Below are 23,773 nucleotides of genomic sequence, written 5' to 3' on the forward strand. Positions count from 1 at the left end.
TGGCTGTCGTTAAAACGCCGGGGCCGGTCGTATTCTTGACGATCAGGGTAGAATTTCCGGTGACGGTTCCACCGTCAACGATCAACCGGTCGGAGGGAGAACCGTCCCCGCCAAGATAGGTATTGAGGCCAATCGCACCACCCTGCCCGACATAATTCGTGACAGTCAGCGTCTTATAGCTCGAAAGTAACGTAAGATCGCCTGTCGGGGCTGTAAACTGTATCAGACTTGGGTCGTTAACCAATGTACTGAGATTTGAGTTGCCGGTCATCGTCCAAAGACTGTCCTGCAACGTCAGATCGAATGTAGAGGCACCCGTACGAGAGGTCGTTCCCACAAAAGTAGAACCCGGCGAAAAGCTCAAGGAAACGTGAGAACTATCGTCGGATTGCATGACGCCCTCGACATCAAACAGTCCGCTTCCGGTTATCGTGGAGGAATCCCGACCCAGTATTGTCTTCGCATCGGGGTCGGATACGCGCAGTTTCGCACCTCCCGTCAATGTAATAGAGGCGCTTTTGTCGGATAGGACTGCGTGAGATCCGGAACCGGTCGTAGCGATATCGACGGGACCTTCTGCTGTAATTGTACCGTTGAAGACCGGAGATGTCGTACCGGATCCATATAGACCGTAGGCGTTCCCACCTGACGTACGGATGGTGGCTCCTTTCTGCAAGTCGACCAGGCCGCCTATGCTGCGAACACCGCCTGAAGTATCACCCGTCGTCGTAATGGATAGGGCACCGCCAAACGTAGTCGTTCCTGATATTGCACTATTGACGCCCCATGCACCAACCGTTTCATTGATCGGTACGAGCAGTCCTGCCACGGACGACCGATACCAGGTCACTTGCCCTGCCCCGCCCGATGTTGCAATGGTCACTGGACCATTGAACCGCGTGGTACCACTAATCGTGTCGTTATAGACACCATGCGCTGCCTCGCCCGCCGTGTTGATGGTCACTGAACCGCCAAACGTCAGGTCAGCGCCCGTTCCGACGATACGGCTATAACTTGTATTCCAAATGCCATAGGCCCCCTCTCGGGTCTGCAATGAACTGCCGACCTGATCTATCCCGCCAACCGTTGTGATGTTCGTAGAGCCGCTAACGTTCAGTGTTCCAAGAATCGCGCGTATACCCGCCGATCCTGCGCCGTTGCGTGCATCCGCGTTTGAGGGGTCAACGCCAGTTACAATGTTCAGATTTCCATTCAGGCCCATCAGACCGTTGTCGACCCGCAGACCAAATGCTTGCGCGCCGTGCGTGGCAATTTGGGTATTCCCTTCCACATTGATTGTCGCAGCTGCGTTCGCGCCTGTCCACAGGCCATATCCACGCCCTTGCTTGGCATCAAGAGAGAGATTGCCATGGACGTCAATAGTGCCGCTGGCAGCGTAGAGCCCCGCGGCTTCATTAACGTTGTTGATTCCCGTATTCGTGGCATTAACGAGCTTGATGCTTATTGGCGCCGTGGCGGAGTTAATGATCACCTTCGCGGCGTTATCGGTTCTTATCCCGCTGCCAGCAACGCTATCGACGGTGAAATCGATGCCAGAATTGATGTTCAGGGTCGCACTGCTACCCACCTGAATACCATATGCATAAGTGCTTGCGGTACCACCCGGTCCTGACTTTATAACCAGTGGTCCGTTTACTGTCGCCGAACTATTGGCGTTCAGGACGATACCAGTGGTGCCACTCACAATGTTCGTGGTTCCATTAAAGGTCGCTGTCCCTGAGATATTCGCGCCCTGAGCTGGGGACGCTATAGCGTAGACGTCGAGAAGAGCGGAGTCGAGACTGTAGTCTCGCTCAAGCGGATCTCCCGATCCAAGGACAGGGTATTCTGGAAGTGACGTCAACAACGGCACAAGATTTTGCTGCGAAGCATTCGTGGTAATGGAAAGATTTGTCGAATTCCATACTGATCCGGCGCCTACTGTGAGCCCTCTGCCGGTTTCAGTGGAAATGGTGACATTACTCTCATTAAGTATACTTCCAGAACCGCTGACCTCGCTACCTGCGGCGTTGTTCCCTGTCGTTGTAATCGTCGAACCGGAAAGAGTTAGAGTTCCACCGCCCGAAAGTGAAACACCGGATTGGTTCGCACCAGTTGTTGAAATTGTACAGCCTGTTTCAGTACGCGTTCCCGCGCCCGCGGTTAATGGCGTTCCTGCAGCGGGGCATGCGGCCCGCGCACCCTCTCCAAAAGCCAATATGGAACAAAATACAACAGGCAATCCGTAGATAGTTCCACGGTGAATAACTTTGTTATGATTATGCCACGGAAAGAACATGCGACCCCCGTTTCTCAATCAACAAGTTGTAGCCGGTTCGCGGAAAGAGTACCGACGATATAAACCTAGGCATAGATGAGTGATCTACGATAGAGGGGAGCAGCGGCATACATTAGAATTTTAGAATACTGTTGTATTTCAACAACAGGCATCATATCCACAGTTAACTTTGCGCAATTGCAGCCGGGACGCCGATAAATGTAGCCGCGCTACTTCAAACTTGGGTGCCGTGTCCGTCTAAGAACACGGCTTTCCAGGTCTTCCGGGAAGTCACAAGTCAATAAAACCAACGGGTTCCGCTAACCCCGACCGCGCCAATGGCGACGATGCCGAGCTAGCATTATTTGGCTATGCCGCCCGGGATCAGATCGTGTAGATTGTTTTTGAGGACCGGCAGCCTCGATCTTTGCGCTCGCAATCTCTTCTCGGATTACTCCAGATTATAGCGTTTTACTTTCGGACTGCCGGAGTACTGATTGACGTAGTATGAAACGACTATATCAAAATTTGGGCGAAATCCGCGTCACTTGATCAGTTTGTACCAACCATAGTTGTACTGTTCCCTTCATCGCATCACGAAGGGATTTGGTACATCCTTGCCAAAAGAAAGCCAGACGCTCTTCGTCTCCATGAAATCGTAAATGGCGTCCTGTCCGCTTTCACGACCCATACCTGAATTCTTGATACCTCCAAAAGGCATCATGTAGGAGACGGCGCGATAGGTATTCGTCCAAACCGTTCCTGCCCGCAGCCGCTTAGCCGCCGTGAAAGCTCGCCCGATATCGGAAGTCCATACACCGGCAGCCAGACCATAGGATGTATCATTGGCGATGTGATGAGCCTCCTCATCATCATTGAATTTGATAACGGAAAGAACCGGGCCGAACACTTCGTCCTGCGCGATGCGCATGTCATTGCGAACGCCTGAGAAAACAGTCGGTTCGATGAACCAGCCATCGCCGCATTCGGGACGATCAGCCGGCATGCCGCCCATGGCCACCTCCGCGCCTTCCGTCTTCGCCATGTCGATCATCGAAAGAATGCGCTGAAATTGCGGCCGCGTCGTCACTGGACCAACCTGTGTTGCGGCATCCATCGGATCACCCATGCGCGCAGTCTTCGCCAGTTGAATAAACTTTTCCAGAAACTGGTCGTGGATCGATTGGTGCACCAGCAATCGCGAGCCGGCGATACAGGTCTGACCCGTGGCAGCAAAAATGCCTGACCCCACCCCTTTCCCCGCATTGTCGATACCCGCATCTGGAACCCCCAGCTGCGCCGTCTTCCCGCCGAGTTCAAGCGTCAGCCGTTTAAAATTGCCCGTTGCCTGCGGGGCGATGCGCCGCCCCGAATTTTCACCGCCGGTAAAAGCGATCTTGTCAATGTGAGGATGGGTTGAAACGGCCTCGCCCACATCCTGTCCGAAGCCGGTGATGACATTGACAACCCCCTTCGGGAAGCCTGCCTCTTCCACCAGTCGCATCAGTTCAAGCGTCGAGGCGGATGTAAATTCCGACGGCTTGATGACCATTACGCAGCCCGCAGCCAATGCCGGGGCCATTTTCCAAGTCAGGAGAAGAAGCGGAGAGTTCCATGGTGTGATCGCCGCGACGACGCCAACTGGCTCGTGGCGCGTATAGGTGAACATTTCCGGCTTATCGATGGGTGGAACCGTGCCTTCCACCTTGTCGGCCATACCTGCAAAATAATAGAACCACTGCGGAATATAGCCAACCTGCCCGCGCATTTCGGCATAGAGCTTGCCATTGTCCTGCACTTCGGTCGCGGCCAGATGATCCGCGTCGCGTGCAATAAGATCGCCCAAACGACGCAGAAGGTGGCCGCGCTGGGTTGCCGTCAGCTTTGACCATTCACCACCATCGAAGGCACGGCGGGCTGCCGTCACAGCGAGGTCGACATCCCGTGCGTCGCATTTGGGAATCCGTGCCCAGACTTTGGATGTAAAGGGATCATGGGATTCGAAAGTCTCTCCCGATTGCGCCTTGACCCATTCGCCATCGATAAAGCAACGGAATTCCTTGACGCCTTCTGTTCTGGGCATGTCTTCATCTCCACAAATATAGAGTTTTTGCTCGCAGGACGGTAACCCGATAGGTTCCGCGATATCAGTTGAACTCGACAATCTGCCGTACTGCCGAACCATCCGCGAGACGGTCGAAACCTTCATTGATGTCATTCAGCTTCAGACGATGGGTGAGCAGCCGATCTACCGGCAGTTTGCCGCGTTTATACAGCGCCAGAAAACGCGGTATATCGCGCGACGGCACACCGGAGCCGATATAGCTGCCTTTCAGCGTCCGCTCTTCGGCCACAAGCGTGACGGCTGGGAGGGCCAGCATCGCCTTGGGATTGGGCAAACCAGCCGTGATCGTCGTTCCGCCGCGACGCGTTATGGCATAGCCGAATTCCAGCGCCTTTACTGAACCGGCAAATTCAAGTGCTGCTTGCACGCCGCCCTTGGTAGCGTCTTTGACCTTGCCGACAACGTCGGGATCATCCGCATTAAACGTATGCGTTGCACCAAGCTGCCTTGCGAATTCGAGTTTCGAATCAAGCCGGTCGACGGCGACGATTGTTTCAGCGCCCGCAGCTGCCGCACCTATGACCGCTGCAAGGCCGACGCCGCCAAGACCAATAACTGCGGCGGAGCCCCCTGGTTTGACGTCGCCTGTGTTGAATACAGCGCCTGCGCCCGTCAGCACTGCGCAACCGATCAGACCCGCCACGTCGAGCGGCAATTCTGGATCAACCTTGACCAAAGAGCGACGTGATACTGTCGCATATTCGGCAAAGGACGAAACGCCGACATGATGATGGATTCTTTCGCCATTGCGAGACAGACGCGTGGCGCCGCTCAACAGGTCCCCGCGTCCGTTGGACACTGCACCCGGCTCGCATAGGGCCGGTCTTCCTTCCGAACAGGGAGAGCAATGGCCGCAGCTCGGCACAAAGACAAAGACCACATGGTCGCCCGGCCGGAGGTCTTCGACATATTCACCCACTTCCTCCACAATGCCCGATGCCTCATGGCCAAGGACCATCGGCACCGGTCGCGGACGATTACCGTCGATCACCGAGAGATCGGAATGGCAAAGACCGGCAACGGCCATTTTGACCAACACTTCACCGGGTCCGGGACCTTCAAGATCGACTTCCTGCACCTTGAGCGGAAGGGTCTTAGCGTAAGGACGCTCGAGACCGATTTGCTCAAGCACAGCCGCCCTGATTTTCATGGATATTCCTCCTCAGCATTGTAACGCGCATTCACGTAACGACCGAATGAGACCACAGCTCATCCATCTAGTGAACCGCAGCGTACATGATCTTTTCTTCCGTCGCGTCCTCGGTCGAGAACTCCTCCACCACTCGGCCCTGACGGGAAACCAGGATGCGATCGGCGAGGTTCAATATTTCTGGCAAGTAAGAGGAGATCACAACGACAGCGAGCCCGGCATCGGCAAGTTCGTTTATGACCTGATGTAATTCGGCAATAGCCCCGACATCCACGCCGCGCGTCGGTTCATCGAAGATGACCAGTTTAGGCTTTTGCACCAACGAGCGGGCGATAACCACTTTCTGCTGGTTCCCGCCGGAAAGCTCTATCACCCGCGCATTGCCGTCAATGGCCTTCACATTCAACTTTTGGGTCCATTCTTTGGAAAGCTTCATCATCTCGCTATGAGACACGACCATTGCGCGATTGAGATCGGCAGAAAGAAGGCCCATGTAAATGTTTTCTGCAATAGACTTGGTCTCGAAGAACCCTTCGATCTTGCGATCCTCGGTCACATAGACGATGCCATCCTTCACCGCCGGGCGCGGCACCCGATAGCGCACTGACTTGCCTTCAAGACGCACCTCGCCGCCATAGAAAAAGTCCCGTTTCACAACGCCTGAGATGATCTTGGCTGTTTCTGTGCGACCAGAACCGATGAGACCGAAAATGCCCGTTATCTGACCCGCATAGACGGAAAAAGATGTGTTTCGCACCATCTTTCCCATCGACAGATTTTGCACGGAAAGCACTTTCTGGCCGTAGGCGCGCGCTTTTCTTGACTTGTCACGGCTGTAAAGTTCAGCAGATAGCGAGCGCCCGACCATCGCCGAGATGATCTTGTCGCGGTCGAAATTACGGGCCTCATCGGTGATCACATGCTGGCCATCCCGCAGGATAGTGATGCGATCCGAAATCGCCAAAGCCTCTTCCAAAGCATGGCTGATAAAGATTATCGATACCCCTTCGCGCTTCAGCCGGTTCACCAGAGAAAAGAAATGGTGTTTTTCTTCAGGCGTCAGCGTCGCTGTCGGCTCATCGAAGATAATGACCTTGGCCTTGTGGTGGACGGCGCGCGCGATTTCCACCATCTGCTTCTGGGCTGCACCCAGTTGCGACACATACATAGTCGGGTCGACACCGAAATTGAGCGACTGCAAGAATTGCTGGGCAGCAATATAAATGCCTCGCAGGCGATTTAAAAAACTTTCATTGCCGAGATAGATATTCTGCGCCACGGTCAATGAGGGCACCAGACTGGTTTCCTGAAAGACCATCGCAATGCCTTTGCGCAGCGCATCCGCCGGGCTGCCGAACGTCATCGGCTGACCGTCGAAGAACACCTCACCTTGGGTCGGCTCGTGCACACCAGCCATGATCTTGGTGAGCGTGGACTTACCCGCGCCGTTTTCACCAAGCAGAGAGTGAACTTCTCCCGGCATGAGTGTGAAGCTAACATTCCGAAGTGCGGGAACGCCGTGAAATTCCTTCGTGACGTTTTTAAGTTCGACGATGGGATTCATGTCACTTCCTCTCAGCGTCAAGGGAGATAGCCACCAGCTCGTCGCCGCCCTTGCTGGTTGCCCAGAGATGTCCATTTGCTTCTACAGCTGAAGTCACACCATGGCGCTTGCCCCCGGCACGGCTGTGAAAGCTGCGGAGCGGCGTAAAATCTGGCGTCAACTCGATTACCAACCCATAGGACCGGGTCGGCGCCCAGGGTTTGAGTACGCCCATCTGCTTGAGCGCGCCACCTTGCATGGGCTCGCGAAACGAATAGCCGCTGCGCAAGGCCGGAGCGATCCAGAACTCCTTGTCCACGTCGCGCATCATCGCTTTACGATAGACCGGTTCACGCAGGACAAATTCGATGAGCTGGCTTCGCGGTGCAAACACCGATAGCCAGTATCCACCACGCTTGGACCGCGCGATACGCGCCGGATAACCGGGTAGATCTTCCATAACCTGACCGCGAGATCCACCCGCAATTCCACCGGTCGCATTCAGCCTTATGAGGCGCTTCGCCCAGGCCTCGCTGACGATAACGCCGCCATCCAGCTCAACGACAAGTCCGTTGGGATAACGAAGCCTTTCTGCCAGTTGCGTCGCTTGTCCCGTTTTGACATCCAACCTCCAAACCGAACCGGCTTTTTCGTCATCAAGCAGATCACGCTGCCAATCATCAGCCGCGTTTTTTGAAGAGCCGATCGCGACCACCAGTGTTCCGTTCGGGCTGAAATCCATGGCCGTGATGCCTGACCAGTCCTTCTCACCTTGGGAAAAGCCTGGTCGTTCAGCACCCCCAACCGACAGGAACCGGATCGTTTTTCCGGCTGCCACCGCCAAAATGCCTTCTGAAGAGACCGCAATCGCGGAAATCGGGGCTGATGCCTCATGGATTATCTCGGCCAGCCCCTCGCCTACTGGCTTCCGATAGAGTTTGTTTCCGCTCGAATAAAAGAGATGATCCTGAACCAAAGCCAGATTATCTGGCGCCTTTACTGCAAGGCCGTAGCCCGCTTCCTCAAGCAGATTGTTGGGCTTCAACGCACCGTCGAGCGGAGGCACGGTGACGGCGGCATCGCCGCGCCCCATGAAGCGGTCGACCCAATTGCGCAACGTGTTGGCCATCACGCTTTCCCCCAATAGTTTTGATAACCCGACCAGCTTCCATCACGCCCTTCAAGCTTGATGCGGCCAATCCGATTATTGGTGATACCGCCGAGATAGAGATAGCCCTTGTGCTCACGCATCGAGGTAATCATCGGATGGTTTTCAGCGCCCTGATCCCAAAGGGATTCAAGCACTTCGCCCTTATCGTTGAAGCGAATGACGCAGCCAATATTAAGGTTCGGATAGAGCCACTGGTCGGGTGCAATGCGTCGCGCCATGCGTTTGCGGAAACCCGGCATACGCAGCGCCACGTCGAGTGCTGGCGAGCGCATACCCATGATCGCTGCCCAGTAAGTACCATCGGAAGCGCGGTTGATATTATCGGGATAGCCCGGCAACCGGTCGAGAACGCGTTCCACTGTTCCCGCCTTCGGGCCATCGATGTAATACCGGTTGATGCGGCATGCCCAGCTTTCTGCAAACAAGATAGAATGGCCGTCATGAGCCGTGCATATCCCGTTCGGGAAAATCAGATTGCGCAAGGCTGTATGCGTCTTCCCCGTTTTCGGATCGTGGCAGATGATGCGACCGTTGCCGCGGCTTTCCAGCGCATCGACAGGCCAGTCATGCATTTCATAACGGACCGTCGCTTCGGAGAAGTAAATCCGTCCGTCCGGCGCAATATCAAGATCATCCGCCAGACGCAGACGTGAATCGTCGACGACCGAGAATTTGGAACGATTGGTTTCGTCCGTCACCTTGATGACATTGCGGTCACGGTCAATCTTGTAAAGCCCCATGCCACCCACGCAGACAAGCAGGTTTTTGTCTTTGTCCCAGCCCATACCAAGCGGAGAACCGCCAATATGGGCATAGACTTCATGGGTTTTGTAGTCAGGCGGCGCAAAGCGTACAATATCGCCATGGCGCGTGCCGCAATAGAGATAGTCATCATCGTCGAGTATCACATCTTCCGGCGATTCCACGTTGGCCAAGCCAATGATTTCGACATGTTTCAGCCGGTCGTTCAATGCGAAAGCTGAGCCGGAATCCACACTGGTCGATACCGGGTCCGGCAGCTCGATATAGGTGGGCGAGACATAGACCTTGTTGAGAAGCTTATCCCGGTTCTTGAGCCAGCGCACATCCACGAAAACCGCGAAAATCAGTGTCAGGCCGAGCACCATTGGCCCCGACCCGGAATTCAGACCAAGGCGCAATACGCCATTGGTGAGGACAAGCACGATCACCGAGCCGATCAGCGCCTTGACGATGGAACCGCGACCGCCGCCAAGGCTGTTTCCACCCAGAACAGCCGCTGTGAGGGCGGAAATCTCAAGCCCCATTCCGGTATCCGTGCCTGCACCCGACAATCGCGCCGCATAAAGCACGCCCGCCAGACCGCACAACATGCCGGAAATCGTATAGGCAGCGCAGACCGTACCGCGTACCGAAAGGCCGATATTATGCGCCGAACGGCGCGACCCACCGATTGCCATCAGACGCCATCCGGGGCGTGAGCGGGTGAGAAAGATATGGCCAACCAGTGCAACGACAACAAGCACGCAAAAGGAAAACGGGATGCCGAACGGTCCTCCCAGCCCCATCATGTCCCATATGTCGGACTGGTAGAAGCTCATCGACATGGCCTGAGCATATTTGAGCAGCAGCATGTCCACGACAGCCCGCACGACGATGAGTGTCACGAGCGTTGTTAAAAAGGCTCTCAGTCGCAAATAGCCGACCAGGACACCATTCAAAAGACCGACCGACCCGCAAATCAGAATGACTGCCGGAACCGTGGTCCACACAGACCAGCCCGCCAGATTAAGCAGCGCCAACGTCATGAAATTGCCGAGCGCGAAATTTGAGCCGACCGAAAGGTCGATGCCGCCCACCACGATGACCACCATCATGGCGATGCAGACCAGCGAGAATTCACCAAGCTGTCGTGCAGTAATGGAAAGATTGCCCGCGCTGAAGAAATTGGGGATCAGTGCACCGAAAACCGCGATGACGGCCAATAGCACCAGAAAGGGGATAGCGTTATCGATCCATTTTTTGGAGAGAATTTCCCCGATGACGTGATCGGGGATGAAGCGATATCGCAGCTTCGTCAATGTGTTCGCCGACGCCAAGGCACGTCTCCTCATGCGAAAATTCAAATCGAACGGAAATCAGGCAGCCCATGCCGCGCGGATATGATTGAGGCATAATTGGCATGGCCTATCCATCGGACAGGCCATGCCGCTGGACGTTCAGCGCAATATCTTGGCATATTGCTGCGGATCCCAGCAGGTGCCTTCCTTGACGTCTTCCTTAGTCATGACACGGGACGGTGCGTAGATCTGTGTCTTGATCGCACCTGCGCCCTGCTTGTTCTGAAGCGCAATCGTGATCGCGGTCCATGCGTCGCGACCCATGCCGGGAGAGTCGTAATTGATTGCTGCAGAATAGGTTCCATCCAGAAGGGCATCACACATGCTCTGCGCTCCACCACCGGATGTAATGAAATAAACCTGTCCCTGCTTGCCTGCCTGCTTGATTGCAGCGCCGGTGCCGATGCCCTGCCCGTCCCAGACATCGATGACGCCGCAAAGGTCGGGGTTCTGCTGCAGCGCGGTTTCGGTGATAGCGCGTGCCTTGGAAGCATCCCAGTCGGCAGCCTGACTGGACACGATCTTGATTTCAGGATGCTCGTTGAACACCTTCATCATGCCCTGAACCTGATAATAGCTGACACCACCGGTCAGAACGCCCTGCACGATAGCAACTTTGTGCGATGTCTGGGTATCGGCGCCACATTTTTTCACCATCATATTCGCGGCCTGTTCACCCATGGCGATAAAGTCCGGTCCGACGAAAGCGTCGGTCTGTACCGCGCCCTGCATATTCAACTGCACCACAACGATGCCAGCCGCATTCGCCTGTTTGAGAAGGCGCGCCAGCGACTGCATATCTGGATTCTGGGTCACGATGACATCTGGATGCTCCGCAATCAGCGCGGTCATGCCCTGCGCCATTGCATCGGTGTTCCAATTGGGATCTTGCGATGAGAAACTCATCCCGTAGCGCTCGGCTTCAGTCTTGACCACACCGCCCCAGGCCTGCGCCATATCGAAACCGATCGAGATCGGCAGATAAGCGATTTTTTTACCCGCCAGAGAACTCAAGGCCGGGTCGCGATAGGGGTCGTTCATGTCATCCGCCGCTTTGACGGATGCAGTTCCGATCACCAGCGCGGTTGCAGCCATTGCCGCATATTTCAGCAAGCTCGATTTGCTCATAACTCTCTCCTCCCAAAAAGATTTAAATCGTGGCGAAAACTCCGGTCAGATATCCCCCTGCTGACCGGTTTGCTCGTCACGCGGATTGACGATGCTGTCGACGACAATCGCCAGCAGCAGGATCAAACTCTTGACCACATTTTGAACTGTGTATTGGATATCCATAATCGTCATGCCGTTCATCAGAACGCCTATGAGAAGTGTTCCGACAATGACGTTGCGCACACTGCCTTTACCACCCGACAGACCAACCCCACCCAGAACGACGACCAGAATGACATCGTAAATCATGTTGGAGTTGACGATGCGGGTATTCATCGCTTCAACAGAAGTGGCTGTGATGATCCCAGCTATAAATGCGATGCCTCCAGCAAGCACATATTGCAACACCAGCATGGGGCGCACGGCAACACCACCGATACGCGCGGCGGCGAGGTTGTCGCCGATCGCATAGACAAAGGTTCCAAATTTTGTGAACCGCAAGAACAGATAGACCACCAGCGCCATGACAGCTGCGACGATGATTGGCATGGGCACGCCGAACAGTTTTCCCTGTCCCAGGCTGACGATCCATCCCATGGTCTTCGGCATATAAACAACGTCAGTGCCCACGATCAGATGCGCGCGACCGAAACCATAAACGACGGTTGCCATGGCAAGCGTGGCGAAAAGTGGGGGAATTTCCGCATAGGCAACCAGGATGCCAGTGCAGAGCGCTACGCCCAAGGCAAAAAGCAAACCAAGCGACAGCGCGGCATAAACAGGGGTTCCCGCATTGATCATCTGCATCGCCCAGGCGATGGAAATCGCCATTATCGCGACCAGTGACAGGTCGATGCCGCGTCCGAGCACCACAATCAACATGCCAAGTCCAAGAATACCCAGAACAGCAACACTCCGCATCAAGGACAGAATGTTGTTGCGATCCAGAAAATTGTTGAGCGTCAAGGAGAAGACGATGAAAAGCAGCACCGTCAATAGAAAGACGATCTTTTCCTGATTGAGATAACGGAATATTTTCCGGGTATTCACGACCGGTATCCTCCCCTTTTGATCAGTCCTTCAGACTGCCAAAGTCCGACTGCCTTCGACGTCTTCGCGTCCGGTCAGTCGCATCCTCCCACATGGCCGTCTGCAAGCGCCAAAAAGCATTGAAGCGCTTGCGGATCAGCAAAACTATAACAGGCAGTCGCTTTAATTAAATTATCAAATTGCGTTAATCTCTATACATGAATGTTATGGCGAAATTACTTTTGCAACCGCCCTTACAGGCGTCTTATATCGTTCGTCCGCCATCCACCGGCAACAAGACTCCAGTCAGAAACGCAGCATCGTCGGACGCCAGATAAAGGGCGGCATGGGCGATGTCGGCAGGACGGGAAAGCCGGCCCATCGGGATCGTTGCAAGGAATTTTGTTCGGTTCTCTGGCGTATCCGGCATGCCCATGAAGCTTTCCAGGAGACCGGTTTCGCCCAGTACCGGACAAATGCAATTGACACGAATATTGTCAGGAGCGAGTTCGACGGCCATGGACTGTGAAAGGATGTTGACCGCCCCCTTGGTGCCATTATACCAGGTGAGGCCGGGGCGTGGCCTTATACCCGCAACGGAACCGATATTGATAATGGTTCCGCCACCATTGGCACGCATCAGCGGCACCACAGCCTGAGCCATCAGATATATCGATTTGACATTGATGCGGTAAACGCGGTCGAATGTATCTTCATCCACATCCAGCATCGGTTGATTACGATGTGTCCAGCCAGCATTGTTGACCACGATATCTGGCGCGCCAGCTTTTTCGGTGACGAAAGCGATAGCGCGTTCGACATCGGCTTTCGAACCGACATCCGCGGTGGTCGAAAAGGCTTTTTCCCCAATTGCCGCAGCCACTTTTTCCGCTGCTTCGGGACGAATGTCGAGGACGGCGACAGTCGCTCCTTCGGCTGCAAACAAACGCGCAATGCCTTCACCAAAGCCGCCTGCCGCGCCGGTCACTATGGCGACTTTGCCAGCCAAACGACCTTTGGTTTCTACCTCATTCCCAACATGCTGGTTCATCGTCAATCCTCCCTCCAGAGCGTTCCACGGGAAGAGGTTGCGACGTACAGGCTTATATTTCAAAGATAATATTCAGCTCACTGCCATAGCAAACTACTATGGCTCACCTTCGTTTCGAAGCGCTTTTGCGCCGCTCCATTGGCCGGTTTCAGCGAGCTTTAACAGCGTTTCGCGGCATAGAGCCTCAATGGCGGCAACTGCATTGGTCATGGGTCGGTCTGCGGGGCGCACAAGATGAACGGCTCGCTTCAGTTCCGGCTTGCTGATCCGCCAGGATCGTAACCGACCTTCACGCGTCTCGCGCGAAATAGCGTTGAACGGGAGGATCGAGTAGCCGATGCCTCTTTCCACCAACTCTTTGATATTGCCGTATGAATCGACGTCGATAATCGTATTCAACACATGGCCAGTTTCCGCAGCGGCCCGCTCGAGAAGCTCACGCAATCCATGGCTTGAGCTCGGCAGGATCAATGGCAAACGGGCAACGTCCCTCAGTGTCACTGCGCCAAAAGCTGGAGTCGTCACGTCTTCCATCGGCGTTGCTGGTCCCAACAGGCACAACTCTTCTGTCAGCACCGGATGGGATGTCAGCACCCGGTCCTCGACCGGAATATAGAGCACGGCAATATCGACACGCCGCTCGCGTATCCATTCGGTGATGAAGCCGCTCATCGCCTCAGCAATCCTAAGCCGAATTTTCGGATAACGCTCTCGCGCAACGATGATCAGGGGAACTGACAGTATCTGACTGATTGTGCCCGGCAAGCCCAAGCGCACCTCCCCGGAAGGCTCTGCTTCATGGCCGCGAATCTCTTCTTGCGCGACAGCGAACTGATCGAGAATCGTCCGCGCATTGCGCAGCAAGATCTCACCCGCTTCGGTCGCTATCACACCTTGCGGGCTACGGAACAATAGCGGCGTTCCGAGATCAGCCTCCATATTGCGCACATGCAGGCTAAGAGCAGGTTGAGCCACATTCAACGTCGCCGCCGCTTTGGAAAACGACCCTTGTTCGATGATGGCCACGAAATAGCGGAGTTGCCGAATATCCACCCCGACCTCCAATATTTTTTTATCGCTAAGCGAAACCCCTTCACTTTCCGCTATAGTGAGAACGAAATCCGACCTGTCAAGAATGGCTGATGATTTGCCTCAGGCGGAAACAGGATTCGCTGCAAATTCCCGGCGCAGCCGTTCTGTGTCGGCTCCCAGCGCCGGAACTGCGCCCAATTCTGGTATGACGCCGTCAGCAACAGCGCCGGGTGCTAACAGACGCACAGGACCACTGGGCGTATCGACCGACATATAGCGGTTCTGCGGATGGTCGGCGACATCCTCCAACGTGCTGACACGCCCATAGGCTATCCGCGCTGTGCGCAGCCTTTCCGCCATTTCATCGCGCGGAAAGGAGCGGAAAACCGGTTCAACCACAGCATTGAGTGCTTCGCGATTTTTCACCCGCTCGCTGTTTGATGCGAAACGGGGATCAATGACCAGTTCGCTTTGTTCCAGCACTTCATTACAGAAGTCAGACCATTCTCGCTCGTTCTGGATGGCAAACAGAACAGATTTTCCATCTGCGCAATCATAGGCGCCATAGGGTGCGATGGTGGGATGACTGAGGCCGTTGCGCGCAGGCGCTTTGCCGCCATAAGCAAATTGCAGATAGGGAACATTCATCCAGTCCGAAAGCGCATGGTAAAGCGATACAGAAATATGTCGCCCCTTTCCTGTTCGCTGTCGGGCAAAAAGCGCGGTCAGAACGGCCTGGGTGGCGGTCATTCCAGCCGCGATGTCGCACACGGAAACCCCCACACGCGCCGAACCATGTTCATTCCCCGTAATGGAGGCAAGCCCGCTTTCCGCCTGAACCAGGAGGTCATAAGCTTTCAAATCACGAAGTGGGCCCTCGTCGCCATAGCCTGAGATAGAACACGTAATCAGACCCGGAAATTGCGCTCTCAATGTTTCCGGCCCAAAGCCGAGCCGTTCAACCGCACCCGGCGCCAGGTTTTGGATAAAGACATCGGCCTGACTGATCATATTCATCAGGATCATGCGGTCTTCCGGCTGTTTGAGATCAAGGCAGATCGATTCCTTGCCGCGGTTAAGCCAGACAAAATAGGCGCTTTCGCCATGAACGAGATGGTCGTATTCGCGGGCAAAATCGCCTTCGGGACGTTCAACCTTGATAACCCGCGCACCGGCGTCTGCCAGCTTACACGAGAGGTAGGGCGCGGCAACCGCCTGCTCAACGGATATGACAAGCACGCCTTCCAGATCTGATTTCATTGCTCCCGCCAGCTTCTTGCGCTCTGTAAAACTCAATTCTCTCTGCTTGCAAAAAGCATGGCCGATTTCCGCCATCACTTCAAATAACACTGAAATGGGGCATCCATATAAAAATGTTATCTCCAATTGGCGCTCTTGCATAAGCATATCCTATGGGTCCACCAGCAAAAATATATTGGCAAACTGCATCATCAGTCTTGATGATCCATAAGGCGAACTCTGAATTTCGACATTGAAATGAGGCTCAATGCCACTCGACCTTGCTGATCAAGCGCTTTTTCTCTTCGTTCCGGCAGATCGACCCGAACGTTTTTCAAAGGCTGCAGCTGCCGGTGCGGACAGTATTATTATCGATCTCGAAGACGCTGTTTCGCCCGCAACTAAAAATGATGCGCGAACAACGCTCACCACCACTCTGACAAGCGCACCACTTTCTGGCAGTGTTTTCATACGAATAAACGGAGTGGGAACGTCCTGGCATGATGCGGATGTTGAGGCTTTGACTCAGCTGCAACCGGACGGGGTGGTACTGCCGAAAGCTGAAAGAGCCGACCAGATCGAACGTCTGCGCAAAAGGCTGCCGGGCCGTACTCTAATCGTCGCTCTAATCGAAACCGCTTTAGGGCTTTCAGCCGCTCAGACCATTGCCGAAAAAGCCGACCGGCTTGCTTTCGGTTCCATTGACCTCGCCGCCGATCTCGGTTGCGCGCATAGTCGGGAAGCGCTCCTTCTGGCGCGAAGTCAGACTGTTCTCGCCTCCAGACTTGCAGGCAAACCAGCCCCCATCGATGGTGTCACTCTATCGATCAAGGATGATGCAGCCACGCAAGCCGACGCACGATATGCCGTAGAACTTGGTTTCGGTGGTAAGCTGCTCATTCACCCGGCGCAGATCGAGCCGTGCAGGCAAGGCTTTGCCCCCACACCAGACAACATCGCCTGGGCATCGAAAATCCTGTCACAAGCCGACGACGGCGCTGCGCGTGCGGTAGACGGAACGATGGTCGATTTGCCAGTCCTGCTGCGCGCCCGGCAGATCCTGCGCGCGCAGCAGCGCTTTTCAAAGGATAGATAACATGATTGCGATTACCGATATTTTGTCTCGCTACGTCGCGGATCTGGACTATTCCATACTGCCGCCCGAAGTGCCGGAACGGGCAAAACATCTGGCAATCGATCTCATCGGCAGCATTATCCGGGCGGGACATGAAGCAGAGTCGACGCAGAGCATTCTGGCAATGCTTGCCACGCTTGGTCTCGACAATCGCGGAGAAGCAACCGTCTTTGGAGCGTCACGCGGATATAACCCGGCGATCGCTGCGCTGCTAAATGGTGCACTTGGCCATTCACTCGACTTCGACGATACCCATGCCGACAGTTCCCTGCATCCGAGTGCCCCCGTTGTACCGGCAGCCTTTGCAGCCGCAGAAATGACTGGCGCCTCAGGTGAAGCTCTTTTGACTGCGATCGTTGCCGGTTACGAAATATGCTGTCGCCTCGGCAATGCGCTCGACCCGACGGCGCATTATGCGCGCGGATTTCATCCTACTGCCACTGCAGGTGTTTTCGGCGCTGCGGCAGCAGCCGGAAAACTATTTGGCCTCAACGCTGCCGGTCTTGCTTCTGCCTTCGGTGTTGCAGCAAGTCAGGCTGCGGGTTCGCTGCAGTTTCTGGTCAATGGCGGCTGGAATAAACGGTATCAGGTCGGCGCTGCGGCGATGAACGGGCTGATTGCCGCGTCACTTGCAAAACAAGGTTTCATGGGTGCAGGCGAAGCCATTGAAGGCAAACATGGCCTGCTGACAGGCTATACCGATAACCCGCGCCCCGAGCGTGCCGTGGCGGAGCTTGGAACCGTTTATGAAACGATGAAAATCGGCGTCAAACCCTATCCATCGTGCCGATATACCCATGCCGCCATTGATGGCCTGCTGCGTTTGCGACGCGAGAACAGATGGACAGCAGAAGACATTTTGTCCGTCGGTATCGGACTGCACAAAAATGGCATCGTTCTCACCGGCGCACCACTGAATGAAAAGCGTCGCCCGCGCAGCGTCGTGGATGGCCAGTTCTCCATGCCTTTTACAGCCGCAATCGCCTTGCACAAAGGCAGTTTTGGTTGGGACGACTATGCCTTGCTCGGCAATCCAGAGGTGGAGGCGATTTCAGCCCGCATCGACGTTCAGCGTGATGAAAGCCTTGAAGGCCTGCGACATCCCTTCGGCGCAAAGATCGCGGTGCGAACACCAACGGGACTTGTTGAAAGCACCATTCTGGATCCATCCGGCGAGCCCGATAGCTTTCCAGTCACTGCCGAACGGGAGGCGAAATTCATGACGCTCGCAACGCCGGTTCTGGCCAACAAAACGGCCGCGCTCTTCGCGTGCCTGGATCGGATGGAAACATGGAAGGACAGCCGCGACGTCCGTCTTTAGCTATATCTTTCTGACATATACGGCCTCATCAAACTGTATTTGTAGTTATAGCAATCGTTTTCTAGTTTCGATCTGACTCAAGCAATTATGAAGAGAGGACACGACGTGTCAGGTCAGGATTACGCCGAAATTCGTGAGGAAGTAGCGAAGCTATGCGCCGGGTTTCCGGGAGAGTACTGGCAGAAGCTAGACAGAGATCACACCTACCCGGCTGAGTTTGTCAATGCCCTGACCGAGGCTGGCTATCTATCCGCTCTTATTCCGGAAGAATTCGGTGGATCCGGCCTGCCGCTATCTGCAGCCGCTGCAATCCTCGAAGAAATCCAGCTTGCGGGCTGCAATGGCGGCGCCTGCCATGCGCAAATGTATATTATGGGTACGATCCTGCGCCACGGCAGCGAGGAACAAAAACGAAAATATCTGCCGAAGATCGCGACCGGTGAACTGCGATTACAGGCTTTCGGCGTAACCGAACCGACCAGCGGCACGGACACGGCATCGCTCAAAACATTTGCCCGGCGTGAAGGCGATCATTATGTGATTAATGGACAGAAAATCTGGACTTCGCGCGCGCAATATTCCGATCTTATGCTGCTTCTGGCCCGCACCACGCCAAGCGATCAGCTCGCCAAGAAAACCGACGGCCTTTCTGTTTTCATCGTCGATATGCGCGATGCGCTGAGTGCTGGCATGAGTATCCGCCCCATTCGTACGATGATGAACCATGCCACAACCGAGGTTTTCTTTGACAATATGAAAGTGCCAGCCGAAAACCTGATCGGCGAAGAAGGCAAAGGCTTTCGCTATATTTTGTCGGGCATGAATGCCGAGCGAATTCTCATTGCTGCCGAATGCATTGGCGATGCCAAATGGTTTATCCGCAAAGCGAGCACCTATTCCAAAGAACGTGTCGTTTTCGGTCGTCCGATTGGTCAAAACCAGGGCATTCAGTTCCCCATCGCGCGCGCATATGCGCAGACGCGTGCTGCCGAATTGATGGTTCATGAGGCGGCGAAGCGTTACGAGGATGGCGAGAATTGCGGTGAGCAGGCCAATATTGCAAAAATGCTTGCAGCAGAAGCGTCATGGGCGGCAGCCGAAGCTTGCGTGCAGACGCATGGCGGCTTCGCTTTCGCGGAAGAATATGATGTCGAACGCAAGTTCCGCGAAACTCGCCTTTACCAGGTGGCACCGATCTCCACCAATCTGATCCTCAGCTTCATTTCGGAACATGTGCTTGGCATGCCCCGTTCCTACTGAACGCGCATGCAAGAAGACTAAAGACACAGATTGAAAGTGGTAGTCCAGATTTGCTGGGACCGCTCTAACGGAGAGTTTCGATGAGCAGCGTCGATATCGATTATCTTAAAAGCTGGATCGGGCGAGAACGTTCGAGTACTGATCTCATCACACCGAGGCTCGCTACGAGCCTTTACGCGGTTCTGGATATAGACAAGCTGGGTGAGAATGGAGCACCAGCACCGGCGGGCATCCATTGGTGCATTGCGCCGGACATCGTGCCAATGAGCGGGATCGGTCCAGACGGTCACCCGTCGCGTGGTGGCTTTCTACCGCCGATACCATTTCCCCGACGCATGTGGGCTGGCGGATCCCTGACTTTTTTTGACCGTCTGCGAGTAGGGGATGAGGTCACGCGCAGCTCAACGATTAAAGATGTGGAGTTGAAGCAGGGCAAAAGTGGCGCACTGATTTTTGTTACAGTCCAACATGACTACGCAACCACGCGCGGGCTGGCCCTCACAGAACGACAAGATATAGTCTATCGCAAGCTCGAAACGACCACCAGCAGCAGGCAGTCTTCAGCGGCTCCGCATGACGTTATTGCCGACTATTCTCGTCCGATTGATGCAAACCCTGTTTTGCTCTTTCGGTACTCGGCAATAACTTTCAATGGCCATCGCATCCATTACGATGAGCCTTATGTCACTACAGAGGAAGGCTATCCGGGACTGATTTTCCATGGGCCGCTACAGGCAACCCTACTGCTTGGCCTTGCGGTGGAATTACGCAACGGTGAACTGCCGGACACGTTCACTTTCCGATCAGTACGGCCATTATTTTCCGGCGGTCGCGTGTCGATCAATTTGCGCCGCGGTCCGAGGACAACGTCGTTGTGGGTATCGGACCAGAAGGGGATAGTTGCAATGGAGGCGTCCTCATAGCCGACGCTTCTCCGGCAGAAAGTGACTAAAATCCGGCGGACCGCCGCTGCTACGATATTCCAGTATTGAGCCAGCACCGCCAATATCCCTATCACGCGGCGCTGGCGTTCATGGATCAGCTAAGAATCAAATATTAGCTCTAGTCACATCGCTTTCTGAAGATGAGGACACCCTTCGATAGCCTTTGTCGCAGTCGAACGCCCCGTTTCTTTGCTCTCAAGTTCCCGTTCGACAGCCTGCGAAAGCAAATCGCGCCGCGTTGAAAGTGAATAGATATCTTCAGCATAGTCGACAGCGGCGGAAGCATCGAAGACCATTTCGGCCATCACCCGATCGCCGACAATTCGGCCTAACAGCGTTTGAGCCGATTCAAGATCGGGGACAGCCTCACTCACCACGATGTGAGTTTCTCGTAAATCCGGGTTCATCATTGAACTGATGATGAGTTCATGGGCGTTTTCGGCTGTGAGCGTCCATACGGCACCGATGACGACGTACATCTCATCCCAAAGCTCATCGCCAATTGTTTCCTTCCAGCTTTTCAGAACGCTAGTCATCACCTCGACCTGATTGCTCGCCGCCCTTTGCTGAAGGATTGCGATATCACCGTCTTGAGCACGAGCATATTCTTGATAATCTTTATAAGAAAAAATCGAATTTGATATAATAGAATTAATATAATTGATTGACCTATCCACTAAAGAAAGAATGCTACTCTTTACGAACCCCGTTAATGATGGTTCTATATATGATATATTTTCTTTAACCCTTTGAATCCGATCTCGATATATTTTTAGATCGGATAGCCATTGCCCGTTTCTTGGATATAGCCCATAGCCTGAAATGATTGAAAATATTCCAAGTGGTATATGAGCGACCGCCTTCGCCATGTCATAGATATCACCAACGCTCTGATGCACGAAGCGCTTGTTTTCATTCAGAACAAGCGTATAGCGACCACCGTCAAAAGTGGATTCGACGTAAAGCAGAGGATAGATATTCTGGCCTATTTGATAAATGTTTTTTGAATAGTTATCGCGCATAGCCGTATCAATATCCCTGAAATACTGAAACGCCTGTTGTGCCTGATTTCCCGCGAATTCGGCATATTTCTCAGGCGTATATGGATAACCGGTTGTGGGATCGATCGTCATTTTCATATCCTTCCGTGTGAATGTGAAGACACGCCTCCCCGTTCGCGGAACGAAGCTGCACCGCGTTGAAGAAGACTTTATTCGCCGGAGTTTTAGCCCAGAGCGAATTCCTGTTTACGATTGGCCCAGCCGCAAATGCGCTGTTCGATCAGGGCGAAAATCGCGTAGAGTATAATACCAAGCAGCGCCAGCGCGAAGAGGCCGGCAAAAGCCAACGGCACGTCAAAGCTGGCGGTTGCCATCATTATCACCGTGCCGATGCCGCGGTTGGCCGCCACCGTTTCCGAGAGAACCGTGCCGACGAATGCCAATGTGATGGCAACCTTGAGTGAAGCGAAGAAATAGGGCATGGCGCGTGGCAGGCTGACATTCCAAAACACCTGACTGCGGCGCGCACCAAGCGCGTTCAACACATCTTCCATTTCCGGTTCTGTCGTCGCCAGCCCCGTAGCGACGTTGACGACAATTGGAAATATACAGGTGGTCAAAGCCGTCAGAATAGCAGGCACGGTGCCCGAGCCGAACCACAGAACAAAAATCGGAACGACGGCTACTTTGGGTATTGAGGAGAAGCCAACCAGAAGCGGATACGCGACATTGTAAGCCGTGCGGGACATGCCGACCACGGCACCAAGCGCAACGCCGATCAGGGTGCCGAGCAGAAAGCCGATCAGAGTTGTCACGAGCGTCTGCACTATGTGCGGCCAAAGCGCCGGCATTTGCACAATCAAAGTACCGAGAATGGCGCTGGGTCTCGGCAAAACGATAGGGCTGATTGCAAAAGCCAGACATGATGCTTCCCACAGCACGAACAATAGTAGAATGAAACCTGCGGATTTGAGATAGTCCCAGTGCCGACGGTTGAGGATCATTGGACTTTCGCCTGGTTCTCGCGCGCTTCGAAAATCAGGCGCCGAAGATCGTTGGTCAGATCGGTGAAGCCGACCGCGAACGTTGTTTCAAGCGTGCGTGGGCGCGTAAAGGCCACCTCGCGATCCTCACTCACACGCCCCGGTCGGGCGCTCATCACGAGAATGCGACTGGCAAGAAAGGCGGCTTCCCTTAGATCATGCGTGACGAGAAAGACGGTCGGCTTGGTTTCCATCCAGAGGTCCTGCAGGACGGCCCACAGCTCCTCGCGCGTAAACTGGTCGAGCGCCCCGAATGGTTCGTCAAGCATCAACAGCTTGGGCGCATGGATGAGCGCACGGCAGAGATTGGCGCGCTGCAACATGCCACCGGATAGTTCCCACGGGCGTCTGTCGCCGAAACCTTTGAGCCCGACCTTCGACAACAGCGCTTCCGCGCGATCATGAAAAATCGTGTCCTTGTCGCGCCTGTAGCTCTCGGCATAGGGCTTGACGATCTTCAGGGGGAGCATGATGTTCTGGCGGATCGTCAGCCAGGGCAGCATTGTCGGATTCTGGAACGCCATCCCGATGCCGACCTGTTCGGCACCGATTTCCCGACCGGCGACAAATACGTTGCCTGTCGTGGCTGGCAGCAAACCGGCCACGAGCTTCAGGATCGTGGACTTTCCGCAACCTGAAGGACCGACCATGGCGACGAAATCGCCTTCATGAACGGTCAGGCTTGTTCGGTCCAGCGCAAGAAATGCATCTTCGCCGCGCCCAAAACGCACCTGCACCTCTTCAAGCTGCACGACCTTCTGTTGGATTGATAACTGGTCCGGCGGGTTTTCGATCACATCTCCCTCCTTTCCAGCAACTTGCGTTCGAAAGCAGCCACAGCAGCCTTAGCAATCGCCAGGTCCTGATCGCCGGTGCCGGAGCCTACCCCGATGCCGCCGACGACCTGCCCATCTACCATGAGCGGCAAGCCGCCCGGCAGGTTGGTCATCTTGCCGGAAGTTGCCTCTGCGAGAGCCAGCGCCTTGCTCGCATCCAGCTGCGTGCTCGGCTGGCCGGTTGTGGCAGCCGTCATCGCCTTGCATGTCGCGCTTTCGACCGAAAGAACCCGCGATCCGTCCATCCGCAGGAATGCGAGAAGATTGCAGCCCTCATCGACAACGGCAATGCATTGCGGAACGCTCATTGCATCTGCGGCTCGCATAGCCTCAAGCAACACGAACAGAGCGCCTTCGTGCGTAAGCTTGGTAGCGGGACGTGTGATTAACATAAAATATACCCCGT

Annotated in this window: 19 protein-coding genes; 4 read left to right on the forward strand and 15 right to left on the reverse strand. The window is 54.7% G+C overall.

The genetic code is table 11. The features are described 5' to 3' along the window. The 11 genes from JAU75_RS15945 to JAU75_RS15995 form a co-directional block, all read right to left on the reverse strand. Nucleotides 1–2,299 (reverse strand): hypothetical protein (locus JAU75_RS15945; protein WP_199057479.1); only part of this gene is annotated, 2,299 nt, incomplete at its 3' end. 565 nt (nt 2,300–2,864) lie between these two features. Further along, on the reverse strand, nt 2,865–4,361 hold the full coding sequence (locus JAU75_RS15950; RefSeq protein ID WP_199057480.1) for an aldehyde dehydrogenase: 1,497 nt from the start codon (nt 4,359–4,361) through the stop codon (nt 2,865–2,867). 64 nt (nt 4,362–4,425) lie between these two features. Beyond that, nucleotides 4,426–5,553, reverse strand: a complete 1,128-nt coding sequence (locus tag JAU75_RS15955; RefSeq protein ID WP_199057481.1) for a zinc-dependent alcohol dehydrogenase family protein — start codon at nt 5,551–5,553, stop codon at nt 4,426–4,428. 67 nt (nt 5,554–5,620) lie between these two features. Further along, nucleotides 5,621–7,117 (reverse strand): sugar ABC transporter ATP-binding protein, encoded by a 1,497-nt coding sequence (locus tag JAU75_RS15960; RefSeq protein ID WP_199057482.1) that lies wholly within the window; start codon nt 7,115–7,117, stop codon nt 5,621–5,623. Nucleotide 7,118: 1 nt separating this feature from the next. Then, a complete protein-coding gene (locus JAU75_RS15965; RefSeq protein ID WP_199057483.1) occupies nt 7,119–8,225 on the reverse strand; it encodes a strictosidine synthase in 1,107 nt (368 codons plus the stop codon). Then, on the reverse strand, nt 8,225–10,345 hold the full coding sequence (locus JAU75_RS15970; protein ID WP_199057484.1) for an SMP-30/gluconolactonase/LRE family protein: 2,121 nt from the start codon (nt 10,343–10,345) through the stop codon (nt 8,225–8,227). The genes JAU75_RS15965 and JAU75_RS15970 overlap by 1 nt, the downstream gene beginning before the upstream one ends. A 120-nt stretch (nt 10,346–10,465) precedes the next feature. Beyond that, nucleotides 10,466–11,494 (reverse strand): sugar ABC transporter substrate-binding protein, encoded by a 1,029-nt coding sequence (locus JAU75_RS15975; RefSeq protein ID WP_247880513.1) that lies wholly within the window; start codon nt 11,492–11,494, stop codon nt 10,466–10,468. 45 nt (nt 11,495–11,539) lie between these two features. After that, nucleotides 11,540–12,526 (reverse strand): ABC transporter permease, encoded by a 987-nt coding sequence (locus tag JAU75_RS15980; RefSeq protein ID WP_199057485.1) that lies wholly within the window; start codon nt 12,524–12,526, stop codon nt 11,540–11,542. 244 nt (nt 12,527–12,770) lie between these two features. Next, nucleotides 12,771–13,556 (reverse strand): glucose 1-dehydrogenase, encoded by a 786-nt coding sequence (locus tag JAU75_RS15985; protein ID WP_199057486.1) that lies wholly within the window; start codon nt 13,554–13,556, stop codon nt 12,771–12,773. A gap of 96 nt (nt 13,557–13,652) precedes the next feature. After that, the gene (locus JAU75_RS15990) at nt 13,653–14,609 is read right to left on the reverse strand and encodes a LysR substrate-binding domain-containing protein (RefSeq protein WP_199057487.1); all 957 of its coding nucleotides are present in this window, start codon (nt 14,607–14,609) and stop codon (nt 13,653–13,655) included. 99 nt (nt 14,610–14,708) lie between these two features. Then, nucleotides 14,709–15,848: a CaiB/BaiF CoA-transferase family protein gene (locus tag JAU75_RS15995; protein WP_199057488.1), complete on the reverse strand. Its 1,140-nt coding sequence runs from the start codon at nt 15,846–15,848 to the stop codon at nt 14,709–14,711. Between the two features lie 247 nt (nt 15,849–16,095). Between JAU75_RS15995 and JAU75_RS16000 the strand changes: the two genes are divergently transcribed. The 4 genes from JAU75_RS16000 (at nt 16,096) to JAU75_RS16015 (ending at nt 20,466) form a co-directional block, all read left to right on the forward strand. Continuing rightward, nucleotides 16,096–16,923 carry a CoA ester lyase gene (locus JAU75_RS16000; RefSeq protein ID WP_199057489.1) on the forward strand — a complete coding sequence of 276 codons (828 nt, stop codon included), beginning with the start codon at nt 16,096–16,098 and terminating at the stop codon, nt 16,921–16,923. Nucleotide 16,924: 1 nt separating this feature from the next. After that, nucleotides 16,925–18,283 carry an MmgE/PrpD family protein gene (locus JAU75_RS16005; protein ID WP_199057490.1) on the forward strand — a complete coding sequence of 453 codons (1,359 nt, stop codon included), beginning with the start codon at nt 16,925–16,927 and terminating at the stop codon, nt 18,281–18,283. 105 nt (nt 18,284–18,388) lie between these two features. Then, on the forward strand, nt 18,389–19,543 hold the full coding sequence (locus JAU75_RS16010; protein ID WP_371836191.1) for an acyl-CoA dehydrogenase family protein: 1,155 nt from the start codon (nt 18,389–18,391) through the stop codon (nt 19,541–19,543). Nucleotides 19,544–19,623: 80 nt separating this feature from the next. Further along, a complete protein-coding gene (locus JAU75_RS16015) occupies nt 19,624–20,466 on the forward strand; it encodes a MaoC family dehydratase N-terminal domain-containing protein (protein ID WP_199057492.1) in 843 nt (280 codons plus the stop codon). Between the two features lie 143 nt (nt 20,467–20,609). On the opposite strand, the gene JAU75_RS16020 is transcribed toward JAU75_RS16015, so the two are convergent. The 4 genes from JAU75_RS16020 to JAU75_RS16035 form a co-directional block, all read right to left on the reverse strand. Further along, nucleotides 20,610–21,620 carry a hypothetical protein gene (locus tag JAU75_RS16020; protein ID WP_199057493.1) on the reverse strand — a complete coding sequence of 337 codons (1,011 nt, stop codon included), beginning with the start codon at nt 21,618–21,620 and terminating at the stop codon, nt 20,610–20,612. A 92-nt stretch (nt 21,621–21,712) separates the two neighbouring features. After that, nucleotides 21,713–22,492 (reverse strand): ABC transporter permease, encoded by a 780-nt coding sequence (locus tag JAU75_RS16025; RefSeq protein WP_199057494.1) that lies wholly within the window; start codon nt 22,490–22,492, stop codon nt 21,713–21,715. Further along, nucleotides 22,489–23,328, reverse strand: a complete 840-nt coding sequence (locus tag JAU75_RS16030) for an ABC transporter ATP-binding protein (protein WP_371836192.1) — start codon at nt 23,326–23,328, stop codon at nt 22,489–22,491. The genes JAU75_RS16025 and JAU75_RS16030 overlap by 4 nt, the downstream gene beginning before the upstream one ends. Further along, nucleotides 23,325–23,759 carry a heme-binding protein gene (locus JAU75_RS16035; RefSeq protein WP_199057495.1) on the reverse strand — a complete coding sequence of 145 codons (435 nt, stop codon included), beginning with the start codon at nt 23,757–23,759 and terminating at the stop codon, nt 23,325–23,327. The genes JAU75_RS16030 and JAU75_RS16035 overlap by 4 nt, the downstream gene beginning before the upstream one ends. Between the last annotated feature and the right edge of the window lie 14 nt (nt 23,760–23,773).

The sequence above is a fragment of the Ochrobactrum sp. Q0168 genome (assembly GCF_016427605.1).
In the GTDB taxonomy this organism is placed as follows: domain Bacteria; phylum Pseudomonadota; class Alphaproteobacteria; order Rhizobiales; family Rhizobiaceae; genus Brucella.

Coding starts and splice junctions, on each gene's coding strand:
- JAU75_RS15950 (WP_199057480.1), bottom strand. CDS start 4,361: ATGCCCAGAACAGAAGGCGTCAAGGAATTCCGTTGCTTTATCGATGGC.
- JAU75_RS15955 (WP_199057481.1), bottom strand. CDS start 5,553: ATGAAAATCAGGGCGGCTGTGCTTGAGCAAATCGGTCTCGAGCGTCCT.
- JAU75_RS15960 (WP_199057482.1), bottom strand. CDS start 7,117: ATGAATCCCATCGTCGAACTTAAAAACGTCACGAAGGAATTTCACGGC.
- JAU75_RS15965 (WP_199057483.1), bottom strand. CDS start 8,225: ATGGCCAACACGTTGCGCAATTGGGTCGACCGCTTCATGGGGCGCGGC.
- JAU75_RS15975 (WP_247880513.1), bottom strand. CDS start 11,494: ATGAGCAAATCGAGCTTGCTGAAATATGCGGCAATGGCTGCAACCGCG.
- JAU75_RS15985 (WP_199057486.1), bottom strand. CDS start 13,556: ATGAACCAGCATGTTGGGAATGAGGTAGAAACCAAAGGTCGTTTGGCT.
- JAU75_RS15995 (WP_199057488.1), bottom strand. CDS start 15,848: ATGAAATCAGATCTGGAAGGCGTGCTTGTCATATCCGTTGAGCAGGCG.
- JAU75_RS16000 (WP_199057489.1), top strand. CDS start 16,096: ATGCCACTCGACCTTGCTGATCAAGCGCTTTTTCTCTTCGTTCCGGCA.
- JAU75_RS16005 (WP_199057490.1), top strand. CDS start 16,925: ATGATTGCGATTACCGATATTTTGTCTCGCTACGTCGCGGATCTGGAC.
- JAU75_RS16015 (WP_199057492.1), top strand. CDS start 19,624: ATGAGCAGCGTCGATATCGATTATCTTAAAAGCTGGATCGGGCGAGAA.
- JAU75_RS16020 (WP_199057493.1), bottom strand. CDS start 21,620: ATGACGATCGATCCCACAACCGGTTATCCATATACGCCTGAGAAATAT.
- JAU75_RS16025 (WP_199057494.1), bottom strand. CDS start 22,492: ATGATCCTCAACCGTCGGCACTGGGACTATCTCAAATCCGCAGGTTTC.
- JAU75_RS16035 (WP_199057495.1), bottom strand. CDS start 23,759: ATGTTAATCACACGTCCCGCTACCAAGCTTACGCACGAAGGCGCTCTG.